The 25603-nt window shown below is 69.9% G+C and carries 20 protein-coding genes; 11 read left to right on the plus strand and 9 right to left on the minus strand.

The annotated features are described in order from the left end of the window. Nucleotides 1–136: 136 nt before the first annotated feature. Nucleotides 137–349: a hypothetical protein gene (locus ACWDSI_RS10630; RefSeq protein WP_449747648.1), complete on the plus strand. Its 213-nt coding sequence runs from the start codon at nucleotides 137–139 to the stop codon at nucleotides 347–349. A 22-nt stretch (nucleotides 350–371) separates the two neighbouring features. Continuing rightward, nucleotides 372–1142: a deoxyribonuclease IV gene (locus tag ACWDSI_RS10635; RefSeq protein WP_449756523.1), complete on the plus strand. Its 771-nt coding sequence runs from the start codon at nucleotides 372–374 to the stop codon at nucleotides 1140–1142. A 39-nt stretch (nucleotides 1143–1181) separates the two neighbouring features. On the opposite strand, the gene ACWDSI_RS10640 is transcribed toward ACWDSI_RS10635, so the two are convergent. Beyond that, nucleotides 1182–2123, minus strand: a complete 942-nt coding sequence (locus ACWDSI_RS10640) for an aldo/keto reductase (RefSeq protein ID WP_449756524.1) — start codon at nucleotides 2121–2123, stop codon at nucleotides 1182–1184. 176 nt (nucleotides 2124–2299) lie between these two features. Between ACWDSI_RS10640 and ACWDSI_RS10645 the strand changes: the two genes are divergently transcribed. Continuing rightward, nucleotides 2300–4132, plus strand: a complete 1833-nt coding sequence (locus ACWDSI_RS10645) for an acyl-CoA dehydrogenase (RefSeq protein ID WP_449747645.1) — start codon at nucleotides 2300–2302, stop codon at nucleotides 4130–4132. Between the two features lie 87 nt (nucleotides 4133–4219). On the opposite strand, the gene ACWDSI_RS10650 is transcribed toward ACWDSI_RS10645, so the two are convergent. From ACWDSI_RS10650 to ACWDSI_RS10660, 3 genes are all read right to left on the minus strand, one after another. Beyond that, nucleotides 4220–4996 (minus strand): SDR family oxidoreductase, encoded by a 777-nt coding sequence (locus tag ACWDSI_RS10650; protein WP_449747644.1) that lies wholly within the window; start codon nucleotides 4994–4996, stop codon nucleotides 4220–4222. Between the two features lie 111 nt (nucleotides 4997–5107). Continuing rightward, nucleotides 5108–6823: a VanW family protein gene (locus ACWDSI_RS10655; RefSeq protein ID WP_449756525.1), complete on the minus strand. Its 1716-nt coding sequence runs from the start codon at nucleotides 6821–6823 to the stop codon at nucleotides 5108–5110. A 206-nt stretch (nucleotides 6824–7029) separates the two neighbouring features. Then, on the minus strand, nucleotides 7030–8325 hold the full coding sequence (locus tag ACWDSI_RS10660; RefSeq protein WP_449747642.1) for an acetyl-CoA C-acetyltransferase: 1296 nt from the start codon (nucleotides 8323–8325) through the stop codon (nucleotides 7030–7032). 97 nt (nucleotides 8326–8422) lie between these two features. On the opposite strand from ACWDSI_RS10660, the gene ACWDSI_RS10665 reads away from it, so the two are divergent. Both ACWDSI_RS10665 and ACWDSI_RS10670 read left to right on the plus strand, forming a co-directional pair. Further along, nucleotides 8423–9787 (plus strand): 3-oxoacyl-ACP reductase, encoded by a 1365-nt coding sequence (locus tag ACWDSI_RS10665; RefSeq protein WP_449747641.1) that lies wholly within the window; start codon nucleotides 8423–8425, stop codon nucleotides 9785–9787. After that, nucleotides 9787–10689 (plus strand): MaoC/PaaZ C-terminal domain-containing protein, encoded by a 903-nt coding sequence (locus ACWDSI_RS10670; RefSeq protein WP_449747640.1) that lies wholly within the window; start codon nucleotides 9787–9789, stop codon nucleotides 10687–10689. The genes ACWDSI_RS10665 and ACWDSI_RS10670 overlap by 1 nt, the downstream gene beginning before the upstream one ends. 24 nt (nucleotides 10690–10713) lie before the next feature. Here the strand turns inward: ACWDSI_RS10670 and ACWDSI_RS10675 are convergent, their stop codons facing one another. Then, on the minus strand, nucleotides 10714–11328 hold the full coding sequence (locus ACWDSI_RS10675) for a TetR/AcrR family transcriptional regulator (protein WP_449747639.1): 615 nt from the start codon (nucleotides 11326–11328) through the stop codon (nucleotides 10714–10716). 136 nt (nucleotides 11329–11464) lie between these two features. After that, a complete protein-coding gene (locus ACWDSI_RS10680; protein ID WP_449747702.1) occupies nucleotides 11465–12625 on the minus strand; it encodes a glycoside hydrolase family 3 N-terminal domain-containing protein in 1161 nt (386 codons plus the stop codon). A 68-nt stretch (nucleotides 12626–12693) separates the two neighbouring features. Between ACWDSI_RS10680 and ACWDSI_RS10685 the strand changes: the two genes are divergently transcribed. The 3 genes from ACWDSI_RS10685 to ACWDSI_RS10695 all read left to right on the plus strand — a co-directional run bounded on the left by ACWDSI_RS10685 (nucleotide 12694) and on the right by ACWDSI_RS10695 (nucleotide 17868). Further along, a complete protein-coding gene (locus ACWDSI_RS10685) occupies nucleotides 12694–13245 on the plus strand; it encodes a universal stress protein (protein WP_449747638.1) in 552 nt (183 codons plus the stop codon). 66 nt (nucleotides 13246–13311) lie between these two features. Beyond that, on the plus strand, nucleotides 13312–13512 hold the full coding sequence (locus ACWDSI_RS10690; RefSeq protein WP_449747637.1) for a DUF2613 family protein: 201 nt from the start codon (nucleotides 13312–13314) through the stop codon (nucleotides 13510–13512). A 33-nt stretch (nucleotides 13513–13545) separates the two neighbouring features. Further along, on the plus strand, nucleotides 13546–17868 hold the full coding sequence (locus ACWDSI_RS10695) for an alpha-(1->3)-arabinofuranosyltransferase domain-containing protein (RefSeq protein WP_449756526.1): 4323 nt from the start codon (nucleotides 13546–13548) through the stop codon (nucleotides 17866–17868). 18 nt (nucleotides 17869–17886) lie between these two features. On the opposite strand, the gene ACWDSI_RS10700 is transcribed toward ACWDSI_RS10695, so the two are convergent. Continuing rightward, a complete protein-coding gene (locus ACWDSI_RS10700) occupies nucleotides 17887–19131 on the minus strand; it encodes an acyltransferase family protein (protein ID WP_449756527.1) in 1245 nt (414 codons plus the stop codon). Between the two features lie 36 nt (nucleotides 19132–19167). Between ACWDSI_RS10700 and ACWDSI_RS10705 the strand changes: the two genes are divergently transcribed. Next, a complete protein-coding gene (locus ACWDSI_RS10705; RefSeq protein ID WP_449756528.1) occupies nucleotides 19168–20433 on the plus strand; it encodes a DUF3068 domain-containing protein in 1266 nt (421 codons plus the stop codon). Here ACWDSI_RS10705 and ACWDSI_RS10710 read toward each other — a convergent pair. Next, on the minus strand, nucleotides 20351–21628 hold the full coding sequence (locus ACWDSI_RS10710; RefSeq protein WP_449756529.1) for a polysaccharide biosynthesis protein: 1278 nt from the start codon (nucleotides 21626–21628) through the stop codon (nucleotides 20351–20353). The two genes, ACWDSI_RS10705 and ACWDSI_RS10710, sit on opposite strands and share 83 nt — an antisense overlap. 31 nt (nucleotides 21629–21659) lie before the next feature. Between ACWDSI_RS10710 and ACWDSI_RS10715 the strand changes: the two genes are divergently transcribed. Then, nucleotides 21660–22724: an HpcH/HpaI aldolase/citrate lyase family protein gene (locus tag ACWDSI_RS10715; RefSeq protein WP_449756530.1), complete on the plus strand. Its 1065-nt coding sequence runs from the start codon at nucleotides 21660–21662 to the stop codon at nucleotides 22722–22724. A 15-nt stretch (nucleotides 22725–22739) separates the two neighbouring features. Continuing rightward, nucleotides 22740–24461: a hypothetical protein gene (locus tag ACWDSI_RS10720; protein WP_449756531.1), complete on the plus strand. Its 1722-nt coding sequence runs from the start codon at nucleotides 22740–22742 to the stop codon at nucleotides 24459–24461. Here ACWDSI_RS10720 and ACWDSI_RS10725 read toward each other — a convergent pair. Continuing rightward, entirely contained in the window at nucleotides 24415–25548 is a 1134-nt protein-coding gene (locus ACWDSI_RS10725) for a glycosyltransferase family 4 protein (RefSeq protein ID WP_449756532.1), read from the minus strand. The genes ACWDSI_RS10720 and ACWDSI_RS10725 overlap by 47 nt on opposite strands. Between the last annotated feature and the right edge of the window lie 55 nt (nucleotides 25549–25603).

Below are 25603 nucleotides of genomic sequence, written 5' to 3' on the forward strand. Positions count from 1 at the left end.
GCCGGTTCGTAACCTCCCGTCAGCCTAATGAACATCACGAGTTTGTGGCTTCTTTGCACCTTGTTCGGCACCGTCGATCCACGCTCGCTGACCTATGATGGTGACGTGCATCACAGTGCACCAACCGGGAGGTCCCATGCCGAATCGTTTTCTGCGCTACGGCGATCAGCGCTACCTCATCACCAAGGAAGCCGAGGCCAGGCTCAACCGGGCTCTCGACAGCGTGTACGAGCGCGGCAGCGGCCACGAGTGGCTCCACCTGTACCGCGATACCCAGGCACCGTGCCGGCTGCTCATCGCATCGGGTGTGCCGATCAGCATCGAAACCGAACCCGGATGGGGCGAATAGGCGCACGCACTATCGTCGACGCATGCGCATCGGAGCCCACCTACGCGACGACGCCGACCCGCTGGCAACTGCCGAAGAACTCGGGATCGACGTCTTCCAGATGTTCGTCACCGACCCCCAGAGCTGGAAGAAGCCAGAACCACATCCGCAGGCCGAGGCCATCAAGGCGTCCCCCCTGGACGTGGTGGTGCACTCGAGCTACCAGATCAACGTCGCCAGCCTGAACAACCGGCTGCGCATGCCCTCCCGCAAGGCGGTCGAACAGCAGGCGGCCGCGGCCGCCGATCTCGGCGCGTTCGGGCTCGTGGTGCACGGCGGACACCTGCGCGACGGCGAGGCCGACGCGGAGGGATTCGCCAACTGGCGCAAGCTGTTCGACCGCCAACTCGACAAAGGCGGTTTCGGGGTGCCGATCCTGGTGGAGAACACCGCGGGTGGCGATCACGCCATGGCCCGCACCCTGGAGGCGATCGACCGCCTCTGGTCGTCGATCGGCGACTTCGAGCAGGCGGGTTTCTGTCTCGACACCTGCCACGCGTGGGCCGGCGGCGAAGATCTGGTGGGCCTCGTCGAGCGTGTCCGCGACATCACCGGACGCATCGACCTGGTGCACCTGAACAACTCACGCGACGAGTTCGATTCCGGTCGCGACCGGCACGCGAACCTGCAGTCCGGTCACATCGACCCCGAGGTGCTCGTCGCCGTCGCCCGGGCCGCGGACGCGCCGATCATCCTGGAGACCCCGGCCGATGGCATCCCCGCCGACCTGGCCTACCTGCACGCAGCCCTCTGACGCCTTGACAGGCCCGCGAACCGGGCGTGTGGTGGCACCTCAGTGCGCGGCGTCGAGCCGGGCCCGCTGATCGTCGGTCAACTCGATCGAGGCGGCATCGAGTGCGCTGTCGAGTTGGGCGAGCGACGACACCCCGACGATGGGCCGGAACGCGGGCGCCGAGCCGATCAACCAGGCAAGGACGATCTGTCCCGGTGAGGCGCCGACCTCGGCGGCCACCTCGCGCAGCACCGCCAGCCGTCGCGTGGTGCCGGGATGGTCGTAGGCCTCGGGGAAAGGCCGCTCGGCGCGGTCGTAGCTGCCCTGGATCAGCGGGCTGTAGGCCCACGCCTCGAGGTCGGGGTGGGTCTGGAGGTAGTCGATCGTCTCGTCGGTGACGAACCCGAAGCGGTGGTCCTTGCCGGGCACCGCGACATCGGGGCGTGGCCGGACGTACGAGGTGGTCAGCTGCAGTGCGGTGAACGGCTCGGTGCCGGCGACGGCCGCCAGCGCCCGCGCCTGTTCGACCCGCCAGGTCGGGTGATTGGAGATCCCGAGCCTGCCGACGAGGCCGTCGGCGACGAGCCGGCCGAAGGTGGCCACCACCTCGGCCATCGGGGTGGCTCGGTCTTCCAGATGCGCCCAGTAGAGGTCGATGTGGTCGGTGCGCAGGCGGCGCAGACTCTCGCGCACCGCACGGGTCACCACGTCCGCGCCGAGTCCCACCACCTGGCCCGGCTGCCCGGGCACCGGCTCGGGTCCCACCTTGGTGGCCAGCACGATCTGCTCGCGGACACCGGGATTGTCGGCCATCCAGCGACCGAGGAACTCCTCGCTCTGTCCACCGGCACCGGTCGGCGACGCCCAGAAGGCGTAACAGTCGGCGGTGTCCAGAGTGGTGCCGCCACGCTCCAGGAAGCGTTCGACAATGGCCCTGGAGGTGGTCTCGTCGGTGCGGGTGCCGAAGTACATGCATCCCAGGACGAGGTCGGTGATGGACACCGTTACCACGCTACCGGCCCGATATCACGCGCAGCGGCTTGATGGAAGATGCATCTGCGCGGTAAACTGGGGTTACCGGTGAGTAACTTAGCGCATCCGACCCCTCCGACGCGCTGTCTTCACCTGCATCCCGTCAGCCCACTTGGCACGCGCCAGAGGTCACAGAAGGAACGATCATGGGTCATTACAAGAGCAACCTCCGCGATCTGCAGTTCAACCTCTTCGAGGTCTTCGAACTCGACAAGGTCCTCGAGTCCGGCGAGTTCGGCGATCTCGACCACGAGACCGCCGTCGACATGCTGCGCGAGGTCAAGAACATGGCCGAGGGCATCGTCGCCGACTCGTTCGTCGAGGGCGATCGCAATCCGCCGGTCTTCGATCCGGAGACCCACAGCGTGACCATTCCGGAGGGCTTCGCGAAGTCGTACCACGCCTTCATCGAGGCCGGCTGGGACAAGGTGGGCGTCGACGAGGAACTCGGCGGCATGCCTGCGCCGCGTTCGCTCTACTGGGCCATCTCGGAGATGATCCTGGGCGCCAACCCCGCACTGTTCATGTACGCGGCCGGTTCGGGCTTCTCCAACATCTTCTACGACAACGGAACCGACGAGCAGAAGGAATGGGCCAAGCTGGCCTCCGAGCGCGGCTGGGGCGCCACCATGGTGCTCACCGAGCCCGACGCGGGTTCCGACGTCGGCGCCGGCCGCACCAAGGCCACCCTGCAGGAGGACGGCTCCTGGCACATCGACGGTGTGAAGCGCTTCATCACCTCGGGCGATCAGGACATGACCGAGAACATCATGCACCTGGTGCTCGCGCGCCCCGAGGGCGCCGGACCGGGCACCAAGGGACTCTCGCTGTTCTTCGTGCCGAAGTTCCTCTTCGACACCGAGACCGGTGAGCCCGGCGAGCGCAACGGCGTCTTCGTCACCAACGTCGAGCACAAGATGGGCCTGAAGGTCTCGGCCACCTGTGAGGTCACCTTCGGCCAGCACGGCGTCCCGGCCAAGGGCTGGCTCGTCGGCGAGGTCCACAAGGGCATCGCGCAGATGTTCGACGTCATCGAGCACGCCCGCATGATGGTGGGCACCAAGGCCATCTCGACGCTGTCGACCGGCTACCTTAACGCCCTCGAATACGCCAAGGAGCGTGTGCAGGGCGCCGACCTGACCCAGATGACCGACAAGACCGCCCCGCGCGTCACCATCACCCATCATCCGGACGTGCGTCGCGCCCTGATGACCCAGAAGGCGTACGCCGAAGGTCTGCGCGCGGTGTATCTCTACACCGCCTCGCACCAGGATGCGGTGGCCGCGCAGGTCGTCTCCGGCGCCGACGCCGACCTGGCACACCGCGTCAACGATCTGCTGCTGCCGATCGTCAAGGGTGTCGGTTCCGAGCGCGCCTACGGCACGCTGACAGAGTCGCTGCAAACGCTGGGCGGTTCCGGCTTCCTCCAGGACTATCCGCTCGAGCAGTACATCCGTGACTCCAAGATCGACTCGCTCTACGAGGGCACCACGGCCATCCAGGCGCAGGACTTCTTCTTCCGCAAGATCATCCGCGACAAGGGCCAGGCGCTCGCGCACGTCGCCGGACAGATCCAGTCGTTCATCGACTCGGAGGCGGGCAACGGCCGGCTCAAGGCCGAGCGCGCCCTGCTCAAGACCGCGCTCGAGGACGTGCAGGGCATGGCCGCCACCCTCACCGGCTTCCTGATGGGTGCGCAGGAGAACCCGAAGGAGCTCTACAAGGTGGGGCTGGGTTCGGTGCGCTTCCTGATGGCCGTCGGCGACCTGTTGATCGGCTGGCTGCTGCTGCGTCAGGCCGAGGTCGCGTTGGCCGCACTGGACGCGGGCACCAGCGACGCCGACAAGGCGTTCTACGAGGGCAAGGTCGGGGTGGCGAGCTTCTTCGCGAAGAACATGCTGCCGCTGCTCACCTCGGTCCGTGGCGTCGTCGAGAACATCGATAATGACGTGATGGAACTCGACGAAGCCGCCTTCTGAGTCGCTGACGAACAACCACCACCGCAAGGCGGGCCGGACACGCTGTCCGGCCCGCCTTGTTTCGTCAGCGCGGATCCCGCGGCGACGCTACTTCGGTGGCATCCGGATGCCGCCGTCGACGCGGACCACCTCGGCGTTCATGTACGAGTTGGTAATCAGTTCGACGACCATCGACGCCAGTTCGTCGGGCACACCGAGGCGCTTGGGGAACAGCACGTTCTTGCCGAGGTTGGCCTTGAACGCCTCCGACTCCGGGCCGGTGCCGTAGATCGGGGTGTCGATCAGGCCCGGTGCGACCGTGTTGACGCGAATACCGACGGCGGAGAGGTCGCGGGCAACGGGCAGCGTCATGCCCACCACGCCACCCTTGGACGACGAGTACGCGGCCTGCCCGATCTGACCGTCGAACGCGGCGACGCTGGCCATGTTGACGATGGCGCCGCGTTCACCCGTGTCGAGCGGGTCGTTGCGGCTCATCGCGGTGGCCGCCAGCCGGATGACGTCGAAGGTGCCGATCAGGTTGATCGCGATGACCTTCTTGTAGGCGTCGAGGTTGTGCGCCGAGGCGAACTCGCCGTCCTTACCGATGGTGCGCTGCGCCCACCCGATGCCGGCCGAGTTGACCACCGCACGCAGCGGTCCGAGTTCACCGGCCGCGGTGACGGCCGCCTCGATCTGCGCGGTGTCGGTGACGTCGACCGGCACGAACCGCCCGCCGACCTCCTTGGCGAGTTCCTCACCGGCATCGGCCTTCAGGTCGGCGATGACCACCTTGGCTCCATTGGCGGCCAACTGCCGGACCGACGCGGCGCCGATCCCGGATGCGCCACCCGTGACGATTGCACTTGCTCCATTGATATCCACGGCGAACAGCCTACGGACACGATCCCGCTGGGGTTGGCAAACAACGCGCACTCTGCAAAGTCAGCGTTTTTCGATATCCCCCGCAGTCGCGAACCAGGGCGCCGAGCACCGTCAGGCCACGCAGCGAACCGTGGGTTCCGGGTCGTAGCGGACGGTCCGGGTGTGCCGGTAGATCTCCCGGCCGGAGGCGACATCGGTGATGACGCGCGTGTTCGACGTGGTGAACCCGCGGGTACCCGAGGCCTCGATACAATCGTCGCCCGCCTCAACCCGGATCGACGGGGGTGCCGTGTACGCGCTGCGTTCACCGGTGATCGATTGCACCTCAACGGTTTTGGTACTCCACATGCGCACCGACACCGACGACGGCGTCCATCCCGTCTCGATCAGGATCGCGTGGCGGGTGTTGTTGCGGAAAACCAGGTCGATGGCGCCCTCGAACACGGTGGCCTCCCGCGCCTCGGGATACCGCGAGATGTAGTAGCCGTGCTCGGTGTGGTCGACGTCCTCGAGTCCGGCGAAGTAGGCGGCGTTGTAGAGCGTGGTGGCGAACTGCGAGATGCCGCCGCCGACCGCGGTGGCCGGGCGGCCGTGGTCGATGATCGTCGACGCGACGTAGCCCTGCGCCGAACCGCGCGGGCCGGTGTAGGAGTTCAGCGAGAACGTCTGCCCGGGCAACACCAGCGCCCCGTCGACCTCCTGCGCGACGAGGCGGATGTTCTCCCCGGACGCCGACGAGAAGCCGCCGGTGGTGAAATCGCTGATTACCTCGCGCACCCCTAGGCGCTGCGCCTTCGCGGTGTCCAGGCGCGGCCGCAACGTCTCGTAGACCACCGCGACGGTGCGGGCGGAGTTCCCGGTCGGCCCGCCCAGCACTCGTTCGAGCGCGGCCGCCGTCTTCTCCCAGTCGATCCGCGCACCGGTGCGCGAACCCACCACGCGTGGCGTGCCCCCGGCGAGGGTGAAACGCGCATCGGTGGCCGGTCGCTCGGTGCGGGCGAGCGCCCGGCGGGCACGCTCCCGCAGGCCGTCGCGGTCGACGCGGGGGATCAGTGTCCCGCGGTCGCCGGGCACGAAGGTCAGCACGGCACCGATGTCCTCGGGGGTCAGCGCCGACCGGGCACCCGCGCTGCCCAGCAGGGTCACGTCGTCGGCAACGGCCGCGGTCGCCGGGCCGGCCACGGTGGCGCGGACGGTGTCCGCGGAGACGGTCGGCGAGAACGGCTCCATCGGCAGGTCCACCGGCGCCGGGTCCGGACCGTCACCCTCCAGCCATTCCCGGGCCAGGACGTCGGCGGCGCCATCGCGGTCGATGCGCAGTCCGCGTGCGGGCAGGTCGGCGATCGGGGTGGCCCCGTCGAAGTGCACGCCGCCCTCGACGGCGGCTCGCTCCAGCTCGGTGCGGCGTTCGTCGAGCGCGGCGTCGAGCCGGGTGCGGTCGACGTCGACGATCGGCGTCACCGCGTGCGAGCGGCCGAACAGGGCCAGCAGCCGGTCGACGGGATTGCGGGAGCGGCGCAGCAACGCCTTCGTGGTGGCCTCGTCGTCGAAGGAGAGCCCGAGATCGTGTGGCGCGATCACCGCGGTTCCCGACGGTGTGCGCACCGTGACCGGCCGCACCGCGCGCTTGCCCAGTTCCGCAACGACCGGTGTGAGTTGCATCGGCGACCTGTTGCCGGTGTCGAGTCCGGCCACTGTGGCGCCGCGTGCGCTGTGACCATCGGTGAGTACCAGGTCGGCGGCCACAACCAGACATGTGATTGTCGCCACAACCACCCCGACGCGGACTCCCAGACGGAATCGGCGGGAGGGTTTCGGGACGGGCATCACTATCACTCATACCGGAGATTCCGGACCTTGGCGAACGGGGTACATCACATGCCCGCAGGTCAGGAGCCACACGGCCAGGCAAAAGAAGGCGCTCCGGTCGAGCTGTCGGGTCGGGGGTCTGACAGCTCAACCGGAGCTAGTACATATTTCTACCGTGCTTTGCGGTTCGTTACACCTTCTTGAAGAAATCGGTGATCGATCCGTCACCCCTCGACGATCGCGGTGACGCCCTGACCGCCCGCGGCGCAGATCGAGATCAGCGCCCGGCCACCGCCGTTCTCCTTGATCTGCTTGGCCGCCTGGGCCACGATCCGCCCGCCGGTGGCGGCGAACGGATGACCGGCCGCCAGCGACGACCCGTTGACGTTGAGTTTGCTGCGGTCGATGGAGCCGAGCGCGTTGTCCAGACCCAGCCGCTCCTTGCAGTACTCCTCGGACTCCCACGCCTGCAGGGTCGCGAGCACCACCGATGCGAAGGCCTCGTGGATCTCGTAGAAGTCGAAGTCCTGCAGGGTGAGGCCGTTGCGTGCGAGCAGACGCGGCACCGCATACGTCGGCGCCATCAGCAGTCCGTCGGGTCCGTTGACGTAGTCCACCGCGGCGGTCTCGGAGTCGACGAAGTAGGCCAGCACCGGCAGCCCCTTCTCCTGCGCCCATTCGTCGCTGGAGAGCAGCACGGTGGAGGCGCCGTCGGTGAGCGGGGTGGAGTTGCCCGCGGTCATCGTCGCGTCGCCCAGCGACACCCCGAACACCGGCTTGAGTTTCGCCAGCTTCTCCTCGGTGGAGTCGCCGCGCAGGTTCTGGTCGCGCGTCAGACCCAGGTAGGGGGTGATGAGGTCGTCGAAGAAGCCGTCGTCGTAGGCGGCGGCCATCTTCTGGTGGCTCGCGGCGGCCAGCGCATCCTGATCGGCGCGCTTGATGCCGAACTCCTTGGCGGTGATGGCCGCGTGCTCACCCATCGACATGCCGGTGCGGGGTTCGCCGTTGCGGGGGATGTCGATGCCCAGCTTCGGCAGCGCCTTGAGGATGCCGAGAATCTGATCCTTGGGGCTACGGGCGCGATTCACCTCGAGCAGCGCCAGCCGCAGATCCTCGGAAACGCCGATCGGGGCGTCGGAGGTGGTGTCCACACCGCCGCCGACCGCCACGTCGTAGCGGCCACGGGCGATGCCGTCGGCGACGGCGGTGATGGCCTGCAGGCCGGTGCCACACGCCTGCTGGATGTCGAAGGCCGGGGTGTAAGGCGACAGTGCCGATCCGAGCACGCATTCGCGGATGAGATTGAAATCACGCGAATGCTTGAGCACGGCGCCACCGGCCACCATGCCGAGGCGCTCCCCCTGCAGACCGAACCGGCTGACCAGGCCGTCGAGTGCCGTGGTGAACATTTCCTGATTGCTGACCGCGGCGTAGGCCTTGTCCTGGCGCGCGAACGGAATGCGGTTGCCGCCGAGAATCGCGACCGGACGTTCACTGCGGGTCTTGGGTGTGTTGGCCACTTCGAACTCCCAGGGGGTGGTGGTTGATGTCTATAGCGTATTCTTACTCGACAGTAAGTTCGTTGTCGAACCGCATCCACGATCGAAGGAGATACACGTGGCCTCCAACGGAACCACTGGCCTGTACTCGAGCTTCGTCCATTCTGCACCCGGCGCCTTCATCGCCAAGCAGGCCGGACTGCCGGTGCCCCCGCCCCTGCGTCGCTACAAGCCCACCGAGCCGCCGCTGCCCGGTCCGGTCCTGCTCGGCGGCCAGGGACGCCTGGTGGAGCCGCTGCGCGAGATCCTCTCCACCCCGGACTACACCCTGATCCACAACGCCACCACCGGCCGTAGCGCCGACAAGTACGGCGGTCTGGTGTTCGACGCCACCGGCATCACCTCCCCGGCCGACCTCGCCCAGCTCTACGAGTTCTTCGCGCCGGTCATGCGTTCCACCGCCGCCTGCGCCAGGTTCCTGGTGATCGGCACCACCCCCGAACTGATCACCGACCCCGACGAGCACGTCGCGCAGCGCGCGCTGGAGGGCTTCACCCGCTCACTGGGCAAGGAACTGCTCAAGGGCTCCACCGTGCAGCTCGTCTACGTGTCGCCCGACGCCAAGACCGGGCTCACCGGCCTGGAGTCGACGTTGCGTTTCGTGTTGTCGGCGAAGTCGGCGTTCGTCGACGCCCAGGTGATCCGGGTGGGTCCGGCCGATTCGGCCGCGCCCGCCGACTGGGAGAAGCCACTGGCCGGCAAGGTCGCCGTGGTGACCGGCGCGGCCCGCGGAATCGGCGCCACCATCGCCGAGGTGCTCTCCCGTGACGGCGCCCACGTCATCTGCGCCGACATCCCGGCCGCCGGCGAGGCACTCGCGCAGACCGCGAACAAGGTCGGCGGCACCGCACTGCCCCTCGACGTCAGCGCCCCCGACGCGGGCGACAAACTTGCGCAGCACGCCCTCGAGCGTCACGGCGGCATCGACATCATCGTCAACAACGCCGGCATCACCCGCGACAAGCTGCTGGCGAACATGGACGACGGACGCTGGAACTCGGTGATCTCGGTGAACCTGATCGCCCCGCAACAGCTGGTCAACGCGCTCGTCGCCAAGGACGCCATCCGCGCCGGCGGTGCCGTCGTCGATGTCAGCTCGATCGCGGGCATCGCGGGCAACCGCGGCCAGACCAACTACGGCACCTCGAAGGCCGGGGTGATCGGGCTTGTCGACGCCTACGCGCCGATCCTCGCCGACAAGGGCATCACCATCAACGCCGTCGCCCCCGGCTTCATCGAGACCAAGATGACCGCGGCCATCCCGCTGGCCACCCGCGAAGCCGGTCGCCTGATGAGTTCGCTGCAGCAGGGCGGGCAGACGGTCGACGTCGCCGAGACCGTCGCCTACTTCGCCAACCCGGCCAGCAACGCGATCACCGGCAACGTGGTCCGCGTGTGCGGCCAGGGCTTCCTGGGGGCGTGATGAGCAAGACCATCACCCTCGACGGCGCGCCGAGTACCCGCGAGGTGTTCTCGAAGGCCGTGGCCGCGATGCTGCCGGTGATCGGCAAGCAGGGGTCGGTGCGCGCCGACACCGTGCTGCCCGACACCCGCTTCCGGCTCGAGAACGTGCGGGTGGATCCGGAACGGCTGCACGCCTACACGCGCGCGACCGGCCAACAGTTCGGCCCCACGCTGCCGATCACCTATCCGTTCGTGCTGCAGTTCCCGCTCGCGATGAAGCTCATGACCGAAGCCGATTTCCCGTTCGGCGCGGTCGGCTCGGTGCACGTGGAGAACACCATCCACCGGTTCCGTCCCATCGCCCTCGACGAACCGCTGACCATCGAGACCCACGCGGAGAACCTGCGCGAGCATCGCAAAGGCATTCTGGTGGACATGATCTCGGAGATCACGGTGGGCACCGAGACAGTCACCCGGCAGGTGGCGACGTTCCTCAAACAGCAGCGCACCAGCCTGTCCGACGAGCCGCGTGGGCCTGCCCCGCGTGAACAGGCCCCGCCGCCACCCGACGCGGTTCTCGCGGTGGATCTGGCCCGGATCCGCGAGTACGCCGCGGCGTCGGGCGATCGCAATCCGATCCACATGGGCGACATCACCGCCAAGGCGTTCGGATTCCCGAAGGCCATCGCGCACGGCATGTGGAGTGCGGCGGCCGCCGTGGCCAACGTGGAGGCGCAGCTACCCGACGACGTCGTTTACGCGGTCCGGTTCGGCAAGCCGATCCTGCTGCCGGCGAAGGTCAACCTCTACGTCCACCGCATCGACGGGGTGGGCGGCAGATCATCCGGCAGCTTCGACATCTCGATCCGCAACCGGCGCAAGGGGTATCCGCATCTGACGGCGTCCACGCGGACTGCCTGAGGGTTTACGTCGCCGACGGGCCCGTCAGCCGACGGGCTCGTCGTGGCGCCCGACGCCCTTGAGTCCGCGCCAGGTGATGCCGACCAAGAGGTCGGTGGCGGTGTCGAGGTCGACGTCGCCCTCGCTCATCCGGTCGGCGACGGCCTCGCCGGCACCGACCAGCGCGACGGCCGACAGCTCGAAGTCGATGTCGCTGGCACCTTCCACGGTGGTGCCGCGGCGGATCAGGTCGGCGACCATCTCGGTGACCCGGTCGCGGCTCTCGTGCACGAGTTGGCTGAAGCTCGCCGTGCCCACGGCGACGCGGTAGAGCACCTTCCACGACTGCCGGTGTTCGTCGACGTAGCGCAGGAACTCACGCACCACCGTGCGGGCCTGATCGCGCTGGCGCAGCGACGGGTCGAAACCCACCGCCATCGCGTCGATGAACCGGCCGGATTCGCGGCTGAGGCACGCGCTGAAGAGCTCTTCCTTGGAGCCGTAGTACAGATAGAGCATCGGCTTGCTGATCTGCGCCTCGGCGGCGATCGCGTCCATCGAGGTCTCGCGGAAACCGTTCTCGGAGAACACCTTCACTGCGGCGTCGAGCATCTGCTGCTCACGTACCGCACGCGGCAACCGTTTGGTACCGCCGGCCATCGCCACCTCCTCGGGAGAGCATCATCTTACCCGACGACTTACCCACTGGTAAGTTGATCCGCCGACGCCCGGTCCGGCAGCAGCAGACACCGTGCCAGCAGTGCAGGCTCAGCAGTGCGGGCTCAGTAGTGCAGGCTCAGCAGTGCAGGACACCCTTGGCGCGCAGGATGCGCACCACCGAGCGGTCCACCCGCGGCACGGTGAGCGTGCCCACATTCACCGCCCTGGTCATCGCGTCGAGCACCGACGACACCCGGTCGGTGGAGAGCCACAGCGCGATGTCGCCGCCCGCGCGGATCGACATCAGCGCGGCCTGCTCGATCGGATAGCGGGCACTGATCGCCGCCATGCCCGACAGGTCGTCGGAGAACACCACCCCGTTGAAGGGCGGGCCCCCGTAGGGCCTGCCGGTCCGCAGCATCGTCATCGCGGCGGGACTGATGCTGGCCGGGGTCTCCGGCCCGGTGAGCCCGGGCACGATCAGATGTCCCACCATCACGCCTGCGTTCTGCGGGTCGCGCAGCAGCGTCCGGTAGGGCACCAGGTCGCTGGTCTCCAGCGACGACAGCGGCGGGGTCCGCACCACACCGAGATGCGAATCGCCGGAGCCGTGGCCGTGTCCCGGGAAGTGCTTGTACACCGGCATGATGCCCGCGTCCTGCAGTCCTGCGGCGAAAGCACCGGCGTAGCGGGTGACCACCTGTGGGTCGTTGCTGAACGAGCGGTCGCCGATCACCTCGTCGGCGCTCTCGTCGCTGACGTCGACGTCCGGCGCGAAGTCCACGGTGATGCCGAGCCGCTTGAGCTGCCGGCCGATCGACGCCGCCAGCGCGCGTACCTGCGCGGGCGTCTTCGTCTGCGCCAGCTCACGCGCCGAGGGGCTGTCGATGCCCAGCGACGACAACCGCGACACGCGGCCGCCCTCCTGGTCCACGGTCACCATCAGCGGGATCGGCGACGAGCGGGAGATGCGGGCCGCGGCGCCGCTGGTGAGGATCGACTTGTCGGTCCAGCTGCCCACGAAGATGCCGCCGATCTGCTCGGTGCGCACGATCCGCGCCGCGTCGTCGGCATCGGTCACGCCGACAACGACCAGCTGAGCGAGCTTCTGCCGCAACGACATTCGGGCGAGTTCGGGTACCCCGCAGGCGATCGGCGGGGGCAGTACGGAACTCGACGCGGGGGAGGACACCGGCGAATACGCGGTGGTGGTCGAGGCGGAACCCGGACTCGTCGAGTCGCAGGCGGTCAGCGCCAGCGCCGCTGCCACCAGCATCACCAGGACCCGTGGCCGCATCGGACGGGTGCGCGCGAATCGCCGTCGTTGAGCTCCCATCAGTCGAGTGTGGCATGTACCGTGGCGATATGGACGCCGGGTCCATTCCCCCCACCCCCGGTCGGGACGGCCGTCGGGTTGTCGGCCGCCCGCAATCGTTGATGATCGCCTACGACGGCTCCGCGAATGCCGATCGCGCCATCCGGTACGCGGGCACGTTCCTGCGCGCCGAGACCGCCCACGTGGTCACCGCCTGGCAGCCCGGCACGATGAGCGCCCCGCGGATGTCGTCGCTGGCCGCCGGGATGCAACCGTTTCTCGACACCCGCCTCGACACCCAGGTCGACGACGCGCTGGAAGCCGAGTCGGCCGCGGTCAACGAGCGGGGTGTGGCACTTGCCACCGACATCGGACTCACCGCGACCGGCACCCTGGTGGAGGTCGAGTCGACGGTCTGGGGTGCGCTGGTGGCTGCCGCCGACGCACTCGACGTCGACCTGCTGGTCACCGGCACCCGAGGCGACACCGGACTCAAGGCGCTGCTGCGGTCGAGCGTGGCCGAACGGGTTCTCAAACACTGCTCACGGCCGGTGTTCATCGTGCCCGCCCGATGCGAGAAGCAGCCTCCCGTCACGTTGTAACCGGTGACCTTCACGTTTCCTGAGGTCGTCTACGTTTTCCTCAGGTGAGGGTGGTAATTTCATCCCATGCGCAACAACCGCCTCGTCGCCGGAGCCGTGGCCGGAGTCGCCGGCATCGTGGTCGGTCTCGGTGCGGTGTTCCTCGGCGGTTTCCTGTCCGCGTCGAACAGCCCGGCCACCGATCTCAACAACATCAGCCCGAACAACGGGTTTGTGCAGGGATCGGTGGACTACGGTTCGCGCACGCCACCCGCCGCCGATCAGTGACGGCCACCGCCTGACGCCGGACCCGCACTCCCGATGGACCGGACGCTGAGCCGTCGCGGCGTGGCCGTGATCGGCGCGGTGGCCCTGCTCGTCAGCCTGCTGCAGTCGCCGGGACGTCTCGCCGCGGACACCAAACTCGACCTCACCGCCAACCCCCTCGGGTTTCTCGGCCGCGCGATGCACCTGTGGACGCCGACCGCACCGATGGGTCAGGTGCAGAACCAGGCCTACGGCTACTTCTTTCCGCACGGCGCGTTCTTCGCCGTCGGCGAACTCGCCCACATCCCGCCGTGGATCACCCAGCGGCTGTGGTGGGCCGTCCTGCTGACGGTCGGGGTGGTCGGCGTGGTGCGGCTCGGTGAGGCCTTGCGCATCGGGTCGCCCGGGTCGCGGCTGATCGCGGCGGTGGTGTTCGTACTCAGTCCGCGGGTGCTCACCACGCTGGGGTCGATCTCGTCGGAGACGCTGCCGATGATGCTGGCGCCGTGGGTGCTGATCCCGCTGGTCCGGGCACTGGACGTGCGACCCGCGCGCGGTGCTCCGCTGTGGCGCGACGCGGCGCGCTCAGCGGTGGCGGTGGCCCTGATGGGTGCGGTGAACGCGGTGGCCACGCTCGCCGCGGTCGGCGTGGCACTGCTGTGGTGGGTGCTGTGCGGGGTCACCACCGGCGATCGTCGACGCTGGATCACCTTCGGCGGGCTCTGGGCGAGCGCGCTGGTGCTGGCGTGTGCGTGGTGGGTGGCGCCGCTGCTGATCCTCTCGCGCGTGTCCCCACCGTTCCTCGACTTCATCGAATCCTCGCGGGTCACCACCGAGTGGACGTCGCTGACCGAGGTGCTGCGCGGCACGAGCGCGTGGACGCCATTCGTCTCACCCGAACGCGTTGCCGGCGCGGTGCTGGTGACCGAGCCGGCCGCGGTGCTGGCCACCGGCACCCTCGCGGCCACCGGGTTGGCCGGACTGTGTATGCGGCGCATGCCGTTTCGGGGTCGCGCGATCACCATCCTCGTGGTGGGACTGCTGTTGATGTGCACCGGCTACGTCGGCGGGCTGGGCTCGCCGGTCGCCGAGCAGGTCCGGCAGTTCCTCGACGGGTCGGGTGCGTTCCTGCGCAACATCCACAAGTTCGAACCGTTCGTCCGGCTGCCGCTGGTGCTGGGCACCGCCCACCTGCTGGCGCGGGTGCCGCTGCCGGGCACCGCGTCGGTGCGGGACACGTTGTCGGCGTTCGCGCATCCGCAACGATCCCGCCCGGTGGCGGCGACGATGATCGTGCTGGTCGCCATCGTGGGTGCCGGCTCGCTGATGTGGACCGGGCAGTTGGCGCCCGCCGGCAGCTACCGCGCGCTTCCCGACTACTGGCGCCAGACCGCGGACTGGCTCGGTGAGCACGCCGCCGACGACAATCCGGACCACCCGACCCGCACGCTGGTGGTACCCGGTTCGCCGTTCGCCGACCAGCTCTGGGGACTGACCCGCGACGAACCGCTGCAACCGCTGGCGAGCACACCGTGGGCGGTGCGCGACGCCATCCCACTCACTCCGCCGGGCGCGATCCGCGCGATGGATTCGGTGCAGCGTGACATCGCGGGCGGTCGGGGTTCGCCGGGTCTCGCGGCGACACTGGCGCAGCAGGGCGTCGGCTACGTGGTGCTGCGCGCCGACCTCGACCCGCAGACGTCAAGGTCGGCGCGCCCGCTCTTGGCGCAGCAGGCGCTGAACTCCTCACCCGGACTGCGTCGGGTGGCCACCTTCGGTCCGGACGTCGGACCGCCGACGGTGCCGGGGGTGGTGCGCGACAACGGGTTACGCCCGCAGATGCCGGCGATCCAGATCTATGCGGTGACCCCGCCGAACGGTGGCGGCACCGAGGTGGGGGCGGGCGTCGAGTTCCCCGGCACCGGACCGTTGCTGGTGGACACCGCATCGGCCACGCGCATCGTCGGTGGCCCGGAATCGATTGCCGCCGTGCAAGACCTGCGCGCCCGCCTGTGGCTGGCGCCGTTGGGTCCGACGGTGCTGGAAGCCGATGCCCGCCGGGCCGGGTTACCGGACGCGCCCGTGCTCGTCACCGACACGCCCGCCGACCGGGAGACCGACTTCGGCCGTGTCGACGACCACAGCTCGGCGATCCGTTCACCCGGTGACCCCCGCCGCACCCAGAACGCCGCACCCGACTATCCCGTGGACGGTCAGCCGCTCACCGAAGGCCAATGGCTGCTGGATAATCGGCCCGGCGAGGTGTCGGTGTCGGCGTCGGGGTCGGCGGCCGACGCCACCCAGCCGGGACAGACCTCCCCGGCCAACTCGACGGCCGCGGCGTTCGACGGGGACGCCGCCTCGGCGTGGGTGAGCAACGGACTCAGTTCGGCCGTGGGCCAGTGGCTGCGCCTCGACTTCACCCGTCCCCGTTCGGATCTCGCGTTGCGGCTGACCACCGCGCGGGCGCTGGGACCGGACGTGACGTCGATCCTGGTGACCACGGAGGCGGGCAGCACCGTGGTATCCGGCGTCGAGCCCGGTAAACCGGTCACGGTGACCGCGCCGAGCGGACCCACCCGCTGGGTGCAGATCCGGGCGATCAGGACCGAGAACGGCACGGCGGGAAACCAGTTCGCGCTCGGTGAGGTGGAGGTGACCGACCTGAACACCGGAGCGGCGCTACCGATCCGCCATCGGGTGATCCTGCCGGCCCTGCCCGCCGACACCCGGGTGTCGGGATGGGTTCTGTCCCAAGAGCTCTCCGGCCGCAGCAGTTGCGTGGAGGCCGACGACCTCGTGCGATGCGCGGCCGGGCTCGGCCTCTCCCCCGAGAACCCGGCGGTGCTGAGCCGCGCACTGTCGGTGCCGCAGGAGACCACCGTCGCCCCGGTGATGATCCTGCGACCGCATCCGGGTGACGGCCTCACCGAGTTGCTCACCACGCCGGGGTCGGTGACCGCCGAGGGGGCCGCCACGGTGAACGATCCGCGCGGCTCGGCCGCGGCCGCCGTCGACGGGGACCCCCGAACGGTGTGGACCGCCGCCGACGACACCGATGAGCAGCGCGAGCGCGGTGCAAAGAAGCACCACCCGACGCTGCGTGTCACGCTGCCCACGCCACAACGGGTGGAGACCATTCAACTCGTGGTGCCTGAGGACTATCCGGCCGCGCCGACGAAGGTGGCGGTGGATCTCGGCACGGGTGCGCAGGAACGGAGCGTGGGCCGCGACGGGCTGATCACAGTGAATCCCGCCACCACCGACCACATCTCGATCACGGTGCTCGATCGCCGCGATCTCATCGACGTGAACAGCCTCGGTTTCACCAGCGTCGCCCCCACCGGGATTGCCGAGGTGCGGGTGCAACCGGCACCGGCAGGCGGTGACGACCGGCCTGCCGACGACCGGCCCGTCGACATCGGTTGTGCCGCCGGGATCGGGATCACGGTGTCGGGGCAGGTGATTCCGATGCGGGTCACCACCACCGCGGGCGCATTGCGGGCCGGTGATCCGGTGGTGGCGCGGCCGTGCCTCCCCTCGGTGCGGCTGCCCGCCGGGGAGCAGGAACTGTCGGCGAATCCGGGCCCGGCGTTCACCGTCGACACGGTGGGCCTCGACGCCGGTGGCGATTTCGGCGCCGCGGCACCGGCTGCGGCGCGCGCGCCGACCGTCGACGCCTGGTCGCCGACCCGTCGCAGCCTCGACATCGACACCGCGGCCGCGCAACGCCTGCTGGTGGTGCCCGAAAGTACCAACCCGGGGTGGCAGGCCCGGCTGGGTGGGCAGACATTGCGGCCGGTGGTGATCAACGGCTGGGAACAGGGCTGGGTGATACCGGCCGGCGCGAGCGGGCACGTCGATCTGACCTTCCGCTACGACTCGCTCTACCGCTGGTCACTGGCCATCGGATTCGCGCTGCTCGCAACACTTTTCGTGATCGCTGTGCTGCCGTTGCGCCGACACCGCGACTCGCCGCCCGAACCCGGCGTCGCCGATCGTCCCCTGCCGCTCGCCGCGGCGGGGATGGCCACGGCCGGTTGGCTCGCGGCGTCGTGGGTGCTGACCGGGTGGTGGGGAGTGGCGGCCACGGCCGTCGTGGGCGTCGCCGTCGGGGTGGCCGCGCTGCGCCGGCGATCCGCGCCGGTGGTCGCCGCGGCCTTCGTCGCGATGATGGCGGCGACCATCGGGCTGGCCGCCGGTCCGTGGCAGGCTCCGGGCGGCTATCACGGCTTCTCGTGGTGGGTCCAACTCCCGGCACTGCTGGCGGTCGCGGTGACCGTGTGGTCGGTGCTGGCCCCACTCCTCGTCGAGCGTGCCCGGATCCGCGTCGAGCGTGCCCGGATCCGCGTCGAGCGTGCCCGGCCACCGACCTGAAAGGCGCCCGGGCCGGCGTCACGGTTGCGATATGCGAGCGTGCGGCTGCTGGTGGGCGTTTTTCGGGGACGGGGTGGTCTCTCGTCGCCGCAGCCACTGACGGGCCGGTTCCTCCACAAACGCATACGACGCCGCCGACAGCCCGACGGTCAGCGCCACCGTGATCAGCCACACCAGCACCGTGTGCCCGCTGAACGGCACGATGCCGAACAGTCCGAACACCACCGCCAGCACCGCGACATGCCAGATGAAGATGCCGTAGGACCACCGGCCCAGCGCCAGCATCGGCGCCGAATCCAGAATCCGGAACGGGCCGTCGGACGCGATCAGCGGCGCCAGCAGCGCAAAGGCGCACACCGCGCCCAGCACCACCTTCACCGCGAACTGCCACGGCGCCAGATCGCCCAGGCCCGTCGGTCCGGCCAACCGGGTACACGCGAGCCCGTAGGCGATCACGAGTACCACGAACATCAGTCGGCGTCGCGCCCCGATCGCCGCGACCACACGCACCGCCCTCGCCTCGCGACCCTCCCAGCCCGGCTCCTCTCCGGTGATCTCGGCGAGCAACAATCCGACGACGAACCACGGTAGATATCCGAACACCCAGTTCGTCGGCTGCACCCCGTCGGGCACGGGCAGTGTCCCGGCCACCCACGCCCAGCCCAGACTCACCACGCCGATGCCCAGCAGCACAGGGATACGCAGGCCCACCCGCTCGTCACGCAACCGGAAGAGTGCGTAGCCGAACACCGGCAGGATCAGGTAGAACGCCACCTCCACCGACAGACTCCACATCTGGGTGAGCCCGGCGGTCAGCGACAACGGCACGAACACCTGCGTCAACGTCAGATTCGCCAGCCACACCGTGAGGTCGGCGCCGGCGCGCGCCTCGGGCAGCAGCGTGAGCACCAGCACCACCACCACGACGTAGGCGGGCCAGATGCGCACCACCCGGTGACACAGATAGCGCCGCACCGGCGGCGCGGAGGCACGTGCGGGATCTTGATGTGCAGCGGCCACCCACGACCGCCACAACAGAAATCCCGACAGCGCGAAGAACAGTGCGACGGCCAGGTCGAGCCGCCCCAGCACCGGACCGAGCACCGGCAGACGCTCCGCACCGGTCTGGAACGCCACGTGGGTGGTGAGCACGCCGAGCGCCGCCACCGCGCGCATCCCCTCCAACTGCGGGTAGAACCGGCGCGGCCGCCCGGGCGCCGACACCGACACCGCCGGGCGCACGGATGTCGACTCGGGAGGCATCACACCAGCTTATGCCGCACAAGTACGCTCAACCGCATGCCGCAGGCCGACGATGCCCCCGACACGCCGGGCGACGATGCCACCGAAACGGGTCCGCGGCGCTGGACCACCGCCGACCTCGTCGGGCCCACCCTCATCTTCGTCGGAGCGTTCCTGGTGGCGGTCACCATCGCACTGCCCACCCTGGTGGTCGATCGTCTCCGCGCCATCCCGCTGAGCACCGACATCACCACCGTGGCCACCGCAGGCGTCGACGCTCCCGGCACCACACCGTCACCGCGCCCGGTGATCCTCGACCGCTGTTCGCTGGCCACCCCCACCGCCCGCACCGTCGAGGCCACGCTGGTACGACAGCAGCGGATGGTGGCGGTCCGTCCCGCCGACGCCCACCGGGTCACGCTGCAGGCGGGCACCTCGGTACAGGCCGACCGTATCTGGCTCGACGGCCGCGAAGTGGACCCCGACACCCCGCGCCCGGGTAGCGAGGTTCCACCCGCGGCCGGGGCGTCGGCCTGCACGGCGGCCACCCTGTCGGCGACCAAGGATCGGGTGACGCTCAATCGCAGCTCCGCGCTACCCGACCTCAGCGCCACCGGCGACGGATCGCGCGGCAATTCCGAGATCCAGTACGACAGCAACAGGCCGCCGATCCAGGTCCCCGACCGTCGCGGATACACCTACGTGCTGCCCTTCGACCCGCCACGCAGCGGCGCCCGGTTCTTCGACGTCACCACCCGGCGCACCGTCGACCTCGTCGACCACGGCGAGACGTCGCTGGCCGGTCGCACCGCGATCCGCTACACCGCCGACATCCCCGACACCGACCTCGACGCGATCGGGTCGGGCACCCCCGACGGCACCCCGCCGACGCGGATCGTGCGGCCCGCGAGCTGGTTCGGGGTGGGCGGCGTGGACCCGACGCGGCAGGTCACCGCCACCCTGCATCACGCCGCACAGTGGCAGATCACGGTCGACGCGACGACCGGCACCGTTCTCGACGAGCGGATCTCGGTCGAGCAGACCTACCGCAGCGCCGACCCGGCGCTGGCCACCCTGGCCCTGACCAACCTGCGCGCCGACTTCGGCTACGACCTGCCCACCCAGCGATCACTGGCGCAGCACGCGTCCGACCGCGCCACCCCCGTGGTGATCTGGGGTCGGCTGGTACCGCTGCTCGCCGGAATTCTCGGCGCGCTGGCGCTGATCGCCGGCGTCACGCTCACCGTTCCGGGTGGGTGGCGGCGGATGTGGCCGCTGCACCGGGGCCACGATCGGGAGCCCGCAGCCCCACCGTCGTCGTGATCAGCGCGCTCACCGTGGCCGCGACGGCCGCGATCACCGCGAGCGACACCACCGAGTCGGCCAACCACCCGATCGCGGCCGCCTCGGCCACGAGCACCGCCCACACGGCCACCGACACCGCCGTGCGATCCCGCGCGATCGCCGACAACAGGCCCACCTGCAGCACCGCCAGCGCCGACCCGGTGTACGCGAACAGCCCGAGCACCCAGGTCAAGCCGCGATAATCGGCACCGATCAGGATGGGCACCAGCGGGCCCCCGACCACCCCGAGCGCGGTGAGCACCGCACCGATCGCGGCGACAACGGTGACCGCCTGCCGGAACGAGGCACGTGAGATCGCGGGGTCGGCCAGACGTGGATAGAACACCACCCCGACGGCCTGCGGCAACCAGAACGCGACCTTGGTGGCGATGGCCCCGAAGGCGTACACCCCGGCCGCCCGCGGTTCCAGCGCGCTGCGCGCGAGCAGCAGGTCCAGCGACGCCGCCACCACCAGCACCAACTGCACCTGCGACGCGCGCAGCACCGTACCGAGTCCGGCGGACACCGAGAGCGCGTCCGATCCGGCCCGCTCCGGGCGCCGCCGGTCGGAGACGGCCACCGCCGCCCACACCAGCAGCGCCGCAGCCGCCGCACCGAAGGATCCCGCCGCCAGCCCACCCGCCGGGCCGAACCCGAGCCCCAGCACCACGAGCACCGGCGCGGTGCGCAACACCCCGACCGCGGCGAGAACCCAGGCCAGCAACCGGAATTCGTTGCGGCCCTGCAGAATTCCCTGGCCGCCGCCGATCACGGTGAGGAAGGGCGCGGCCGCGAGGCCGGCCACCGTCACGGCGATGCCGGTCGAGGCCACTGCGGCCATCACCGGCACCGCGACCACCACGAGCCCCACCACCGCGACCGCGCAACGGGCGGTGAGCCGGCGCAGCCCCGCACCGTCGTGGCCGTGCACCACCTCGCGAGCCACCACCGCCTGCAAGGCCAGCGCGGGGACGGCGAGCACCAGCATCGCCGACAGCAGCACCGCGAACTCGCCGTATTCGGCCGGCGTCAGCCACCACCGTCCGGCCGCGACATGCACCGCGTACGCGCAGACGTTGGCCACCATCGACCCGAGCGCCACCCAACCGAGTGCGCCGACGACGCCGTCGCGCGCCGGACGCGGCGACGAGGCTCCGGGAACGGGAGTGACCATGCGCTCAAGTGTGCCCGCCCCATATGGAACGATGAACAGCGTGTACGACCAGACCGAACAGCAACAGACTGGGCAGCAACAGATCGGGCAGGACCAGATCAGGCACCCCGAGCACGACGCCACCGACATCGGCTTCCGCATCGACCCGGTACTCGCCCGCAGTTGGCTGCTCGTCAACGGCGCCCAGTATCAGCGCTTCGCCCCGGCGGCCCGGTCGCGCGCCGACATCGTCGTCCTCGACATCGAGGACGCGGTGGCACCCAAGGACAAGCTCGCCGCGCGTGACAACGTGGTGCGGTGGCTCGGGGCGGACAATCCGGATCACCCGGGCGCCGGGAGCGAAGCGAGCGGGCCCAGTCACCCGGGCGCCGGGAGCGAAGCGAGCGGGCCCGATCATCCGGGCGGTGCCGGCGACTGGGTGCGGGTGAACGGATTCGGCTCGCCGTGGTGGGCCGACGATCTCGAGGCGCTGTCGACGACGTCGGTCGGCGGCGTGATGCTGGCGATGGTCGAGTCCGTCGACCATGTCACCGAAACCGCCAAACGCCTGCCGGACGTGCCGATCGTGGCGTTGGTGGAGACCGCCCGCGGACTGGAGCGGATCAGCGAGATCGCGTCCGCGAAGGGCACCTTCCGGTTGGCGTTCGGGATCGGTGATTTCCGCCGCGACACCGGCTTCGGCGACTCGCCGCTCACGTTGGCCTACGCCCGGTCGCGGTTCACCATCGCCGCCAAGGCCGCGCATCTGCCGAGCGCGATCGACGGTCCCACCGTCGGGTCGAGCGCCCTCAAGCTGAGCGAGGCCACCGCGGTGAGCGTCGAGTTCGGTATGACCGGCAAGATCTGTCTCACCCCCGATCAGTGCGCGCCGGTGAACGAGGGATTGTCACCGTCGATCGACGAGATCAGCTGGGCCAAGGAGTTCTTCGCCGATTTCGAGCGGGACGGCGGAGAGATCCGCAACGGTTCGGATCTGCCGCGGATTGCGCGCGCCACCAAGATCCTCGACCTCGCCCGTGCCTACGGCGTCACCGGATCCGACTACGAGGTGGATCCGGGCCACGCGCCCGCCCCGTCGGACACCTATCACTACTGACGAGCTGCGGGGCCGGTGCGCACGGGGCGGTCACTGCCGACGCTGTATGCCGTCAGCGTCGCGCTCACCGCGCTGATCCTCGCGCCCATCCTGCGCCCGGGGTACCTGCTGTACCGCGACGCGGTGTCCACACCGCGCTCGTTCGTCACCGACACGGCGCTGGGGCTCGGCGACCTGCCGCCGCGGGCGGTCCCGCAGGACTGGCTGGTGGCGCTGGGCAGTTCCGTCGTCGACGGCGGCCTGCTGGTGACCGTGATCCTCTGCGCCGCACTCATTCTCGCGGGCGTCGGATACGGGCGGCTCGCACTGCGGCTGACACCGGGCCGCACCGGCGCCGTCGCGGCGGCCACCATCGCGATCTGGAATCCTTTTGTCGCACAACGCCTGCTGCAGGGCCACTGGGGTCTGCTGGTCGGTTATGCGGCGCTGGGCTGGATCGTGGTGGCGGTGGCCGATCTCGCCGAGCGGCCCGATGCACGCCGATGGCTGCAACTCGGCGGTCTGCTCGCGGTGGCGGGCCTGACGCCCACCGGTTCGCTGCTCGCGCTTCTGACGCTGATCGTCGCCGCAGCGGGTGCGGGCGCCGGGGGTCGGCGACGGTGGGCCGGAGCTGTCGCGATGGCGGCGCTCTGGGTGGTTTCGGCGGCGCCGTGGCTGCTCGCCGCGCTGCTGGGTGCGGGTGGCACCGGCACCGACGGCGTGGCCGGGGTGCGGGCGTTCGGCCTGCGATCGGAACCGGGGCTGGGCCCGCTGGGCACCGCGCTGGGCCTGGGCGGCATCTGGAACGCCGACGCCGTGCCGGCGAGCCGCACCATCTGGTGGGCGGCGGTGGCCACCGTGTGCTTCGTCGGTGTGGTGGCCGTGGGCGCGGTGGCCCTGTGGCGAACGTCGTCGCGCACCACCGCGCCGCTGGTGTGGGCGCTCGCGGGGCTGGCGACCGTCACGGTGCTGCTGGTGGCGGCGTCGGCCACCGCACCGGGGCGGGCGGTGCTCGCCTGGCTGGTGGACGCGATCCCCGGCGGCGGGCTGCTGCGGGACACCTCGAAGTTCCTCGCGCTGGCGATGCCGTTCGTCGCGGTGTGCGCGTCGGCAGCCGTCGGCGCGTTGCGCACTCGCGTCCCGGCGGGTTTCGCGCTGGCTGCGGTGGTGTTGGCGGTGGTGGCGCCGCTACCCGATCTGGCCTGGGGTGTCGGCGGCCGGATCGGGGTGGTGCACTACCCCGACGATTGGGCGCGGGTGGCCGATTCGGTGCCCGCCGACACGGGTTCGGTGGCGGTGTGGCCGCCGGGAACGGTGCGCCGCTACCCGTTTGCCGATGGGCCGTCGCTGAACCCGTGGCCGCGGATGCTGCGGGCCCCGGTGATCGAATCGGGCGAGCTGGTGGTCGACGGGCGGGTGGTGGACGCAGCGGCGCCGCACGCACGCGCGGTGGACGACGTGTTGCGGGCCGGCGGGGACCCCGCCGCGCTGGCTCGGCTCGGAGTGGGTTGGGTGCTCATCGACACACCCGATACGGCAGTCCCGCAAGCTCTTTCCGGGCAGTTGCGACCAGAGGTGGACGATAGCTCGCTCACCGTGTTCCGCATCCCCGATGCCGCGCCGCCGTCCGCACCGTCGAGCGCGGCGCGGGCGGCGATGTGGGCCGCCCATCTGCTGTGGCTGGCGATGATCGTGGTGGGCGCGGGAGCCGCTATTCTCCGAGTTGTCCGAACACCTCGACGAAACCGTCCCCGGTAGCCGACCACGAATAGTCCCGGGCGCGCCGCGCCGCAGCCTGCCCGAGCCGACGGCGTTCATCCGGGTCGTCGAGCAATTTTCTTGTCGCGCTGATCATCTCGTCGAGACCGTCGACGAGCAGCCCGGTCTCCGAGTCGCGGATCGACGCACGCAGCCCGGTGGCGTGCCGGTAACCGATGGTGGGCACCTCGTGCTGCGCGGCCTCGATCACCGCCAGCCCCCACCCCTCCTTGGCCGAGGGGAGCAGCGCGACGTCGGCGGCGGCCAGGATCTCGTGTTTGCGTTCCTCGGGCACGTGTCCGTGCAGGGTGACGGCGTCGTCGATGCCGAGTTCGGTTGTGCGCGCACGTAACCGGGGTGCCCACCAACCGTCACCGATGATGTCGAGGTGGACCGGCACGCCGGTGCGACGCAGGTCGGCGACCACCGCGAGCGCGTCCTCGACGTGCTTGTGCGGCACCAGTCGCGAGAGCACGCACACCCGGAGTACTTCCGGTTCGGTTGCCATGGGCACGATGTGGGCGGGAACCGGGTCGATACCGTTGTGGATCACCGTGATCCGGTCGGCGTCGACGCCGAGCGCGACGAGTTCGCGTTTCGACGGCTCCGACACGGTGACGTACCGGTTGTGCCGATGCGCCCGCGGGGACACCCGCGATTCCAGGAACCACCCGAGCCGTCCGAGCAGGCGTCCGGCGACCGGCCACTGTTCACGATGACAATGATGGACCAGCACCACCGTCGGCGCTCCGGCCACCAGCGTGGCGAAGAACGGGATGCCGTTCTGGGTGTCCACCACGACGTCGGGCCGGGTGTCCGCCAGCGGACCGACGTGCAGCCGTCCCGCCACGATCAGCACCAGCGCCAGCGGATAGACGGTGATCCGCCCGCCGATGTGCACGAACCGGATGCCGTCGCGCTCTTCAACGCGGCGCGACCCGGGGTACGACGAGGTCAGGTAGGTCACCCGCGCACCGCGACCGGCGAGTTCGGCGCCGACACGTTCGAGGTAGGTCTCACTGCCGCCGCCCTGCGGGTGACGGGTATCCCGCCAGCACAGCAGTAGGACGTCGGCGGGTGTGTTCATCACCCACAAGCCTACCGAGGACGACCGGTAGCATCTGCGGAGTGTCACCACCGGA

This window comes from Gordonia sp. NPDC003429 (assembly GCF_053588575.1).

Bases quoted from the DNA above. Each gene is read 5' to 3' on its own strand.
- ACWDSI_RS10725 (WP_449756532.1), bottom strand. From the start codon at position 25,548: ATGAACACACCCGCCGACGTCCTACTGCTGTGCTGGCGGGATACCCGT.
- ACWDSI_RS10690 (WP_449747637.1), top strand. From the start codon at position 13,312: ATGCGCAACAACCGCCTCGTCGCCGGAGCCGTGGCCGGAGTCGCCGGC.
- ACWDSI_RS10645 (WP_449747645.1), top strand. From the start codon at position 2,300: ATGGGTCATTACAAGAGCAACCTCCGCGATCTGCAGTTCAACCTCTTC.
- ACWDSI_RS10675 (WP_449747639.1), bottom strand. From the start codon at position 11,328: ATGGCCGGCGGTACCAAACGGTTGCCGCGTGCGGTACGTGAGCAGCAG.
- ACWDSI_RS10670 (WP_449747640.1), top strand. From the start codon at position 9,787: ATGAGCAAGACCATCACCCTCGACGGCGCGCCGAGTACCCGCGAGGTG.
- ACWDSI_RS10710 (WP_449756529.1), bottom strand. From the start codon at position 21,628: ATGGTCACTCCCGTTCCCGGAGCCTCGTCGCCGCGTCCGGCGCGCGAC.
- ACWDSI_RS10635 (WP_449756523.1), top strand. From the start codon at position 372: ATGCGCATCGGAGCCCACCTACGCGACGACGCCGACCCGCTGGCAACT.
- ACWDSI_RS10715 (WP_449756530.1), top strand. From the start codon at position 21,660: ATGAACAGCGTGTACGACCAGACCGAACAGCAACAGACTGGGCAGCAA.
- ACWDSI_RS10695 (WP_449756526.1), top strand. From the start codon at position 13,546: ATGGACCGGACGCTGAGCCGTCGCGGCGTGGCCGTGATCGGCGCGGTG.
- ACWDSI_RS10655 (WP_449756525.1), bottom strand. From the start codon at position 6,823: ATGCCCGTCCCGAAACCCTCCCGCCGATTCCGTCTGGGAGTCCGCGTC.
- ACWDSI_RS10705 (WP_449756528.1), top strand. From the start codon at position 19,168: ATGCCGCAGGCCGACGATGCCCCCGACACGCCGGGCGACGATGCCACC.
- ACWDSI_RS10680 (WP_449747702.1), bottom strand. From the start codon at position 12,625: ATGCGGCCACGGGTCCTGGTGATGCTGGTGGCAGCGGCGCTGGCGCTG.
- ACWDSI_RS10630 (WP_449747648.1), top strand. From the start codon at position 137: ATGCCGAATCGTTTTCTGCGCTACGGCGATCAGCGCTACCTCATCACC.
- ACWDSI_RS10700 (WP_449756527.1), bottom strand. From the start codon at position 19,131: ATGCCTCCCGAGTCGACATCCGTGCGCCCGGCGGTGTCGGTGTCGGCG.
- ACWDSI_RS10685 (WP_449747638.1), top strand. From the start codon at position 12,694: ATGGACGCCGGGTCCATTCCCCCCACCCCCGGTCGGGACGGCCGTCGG.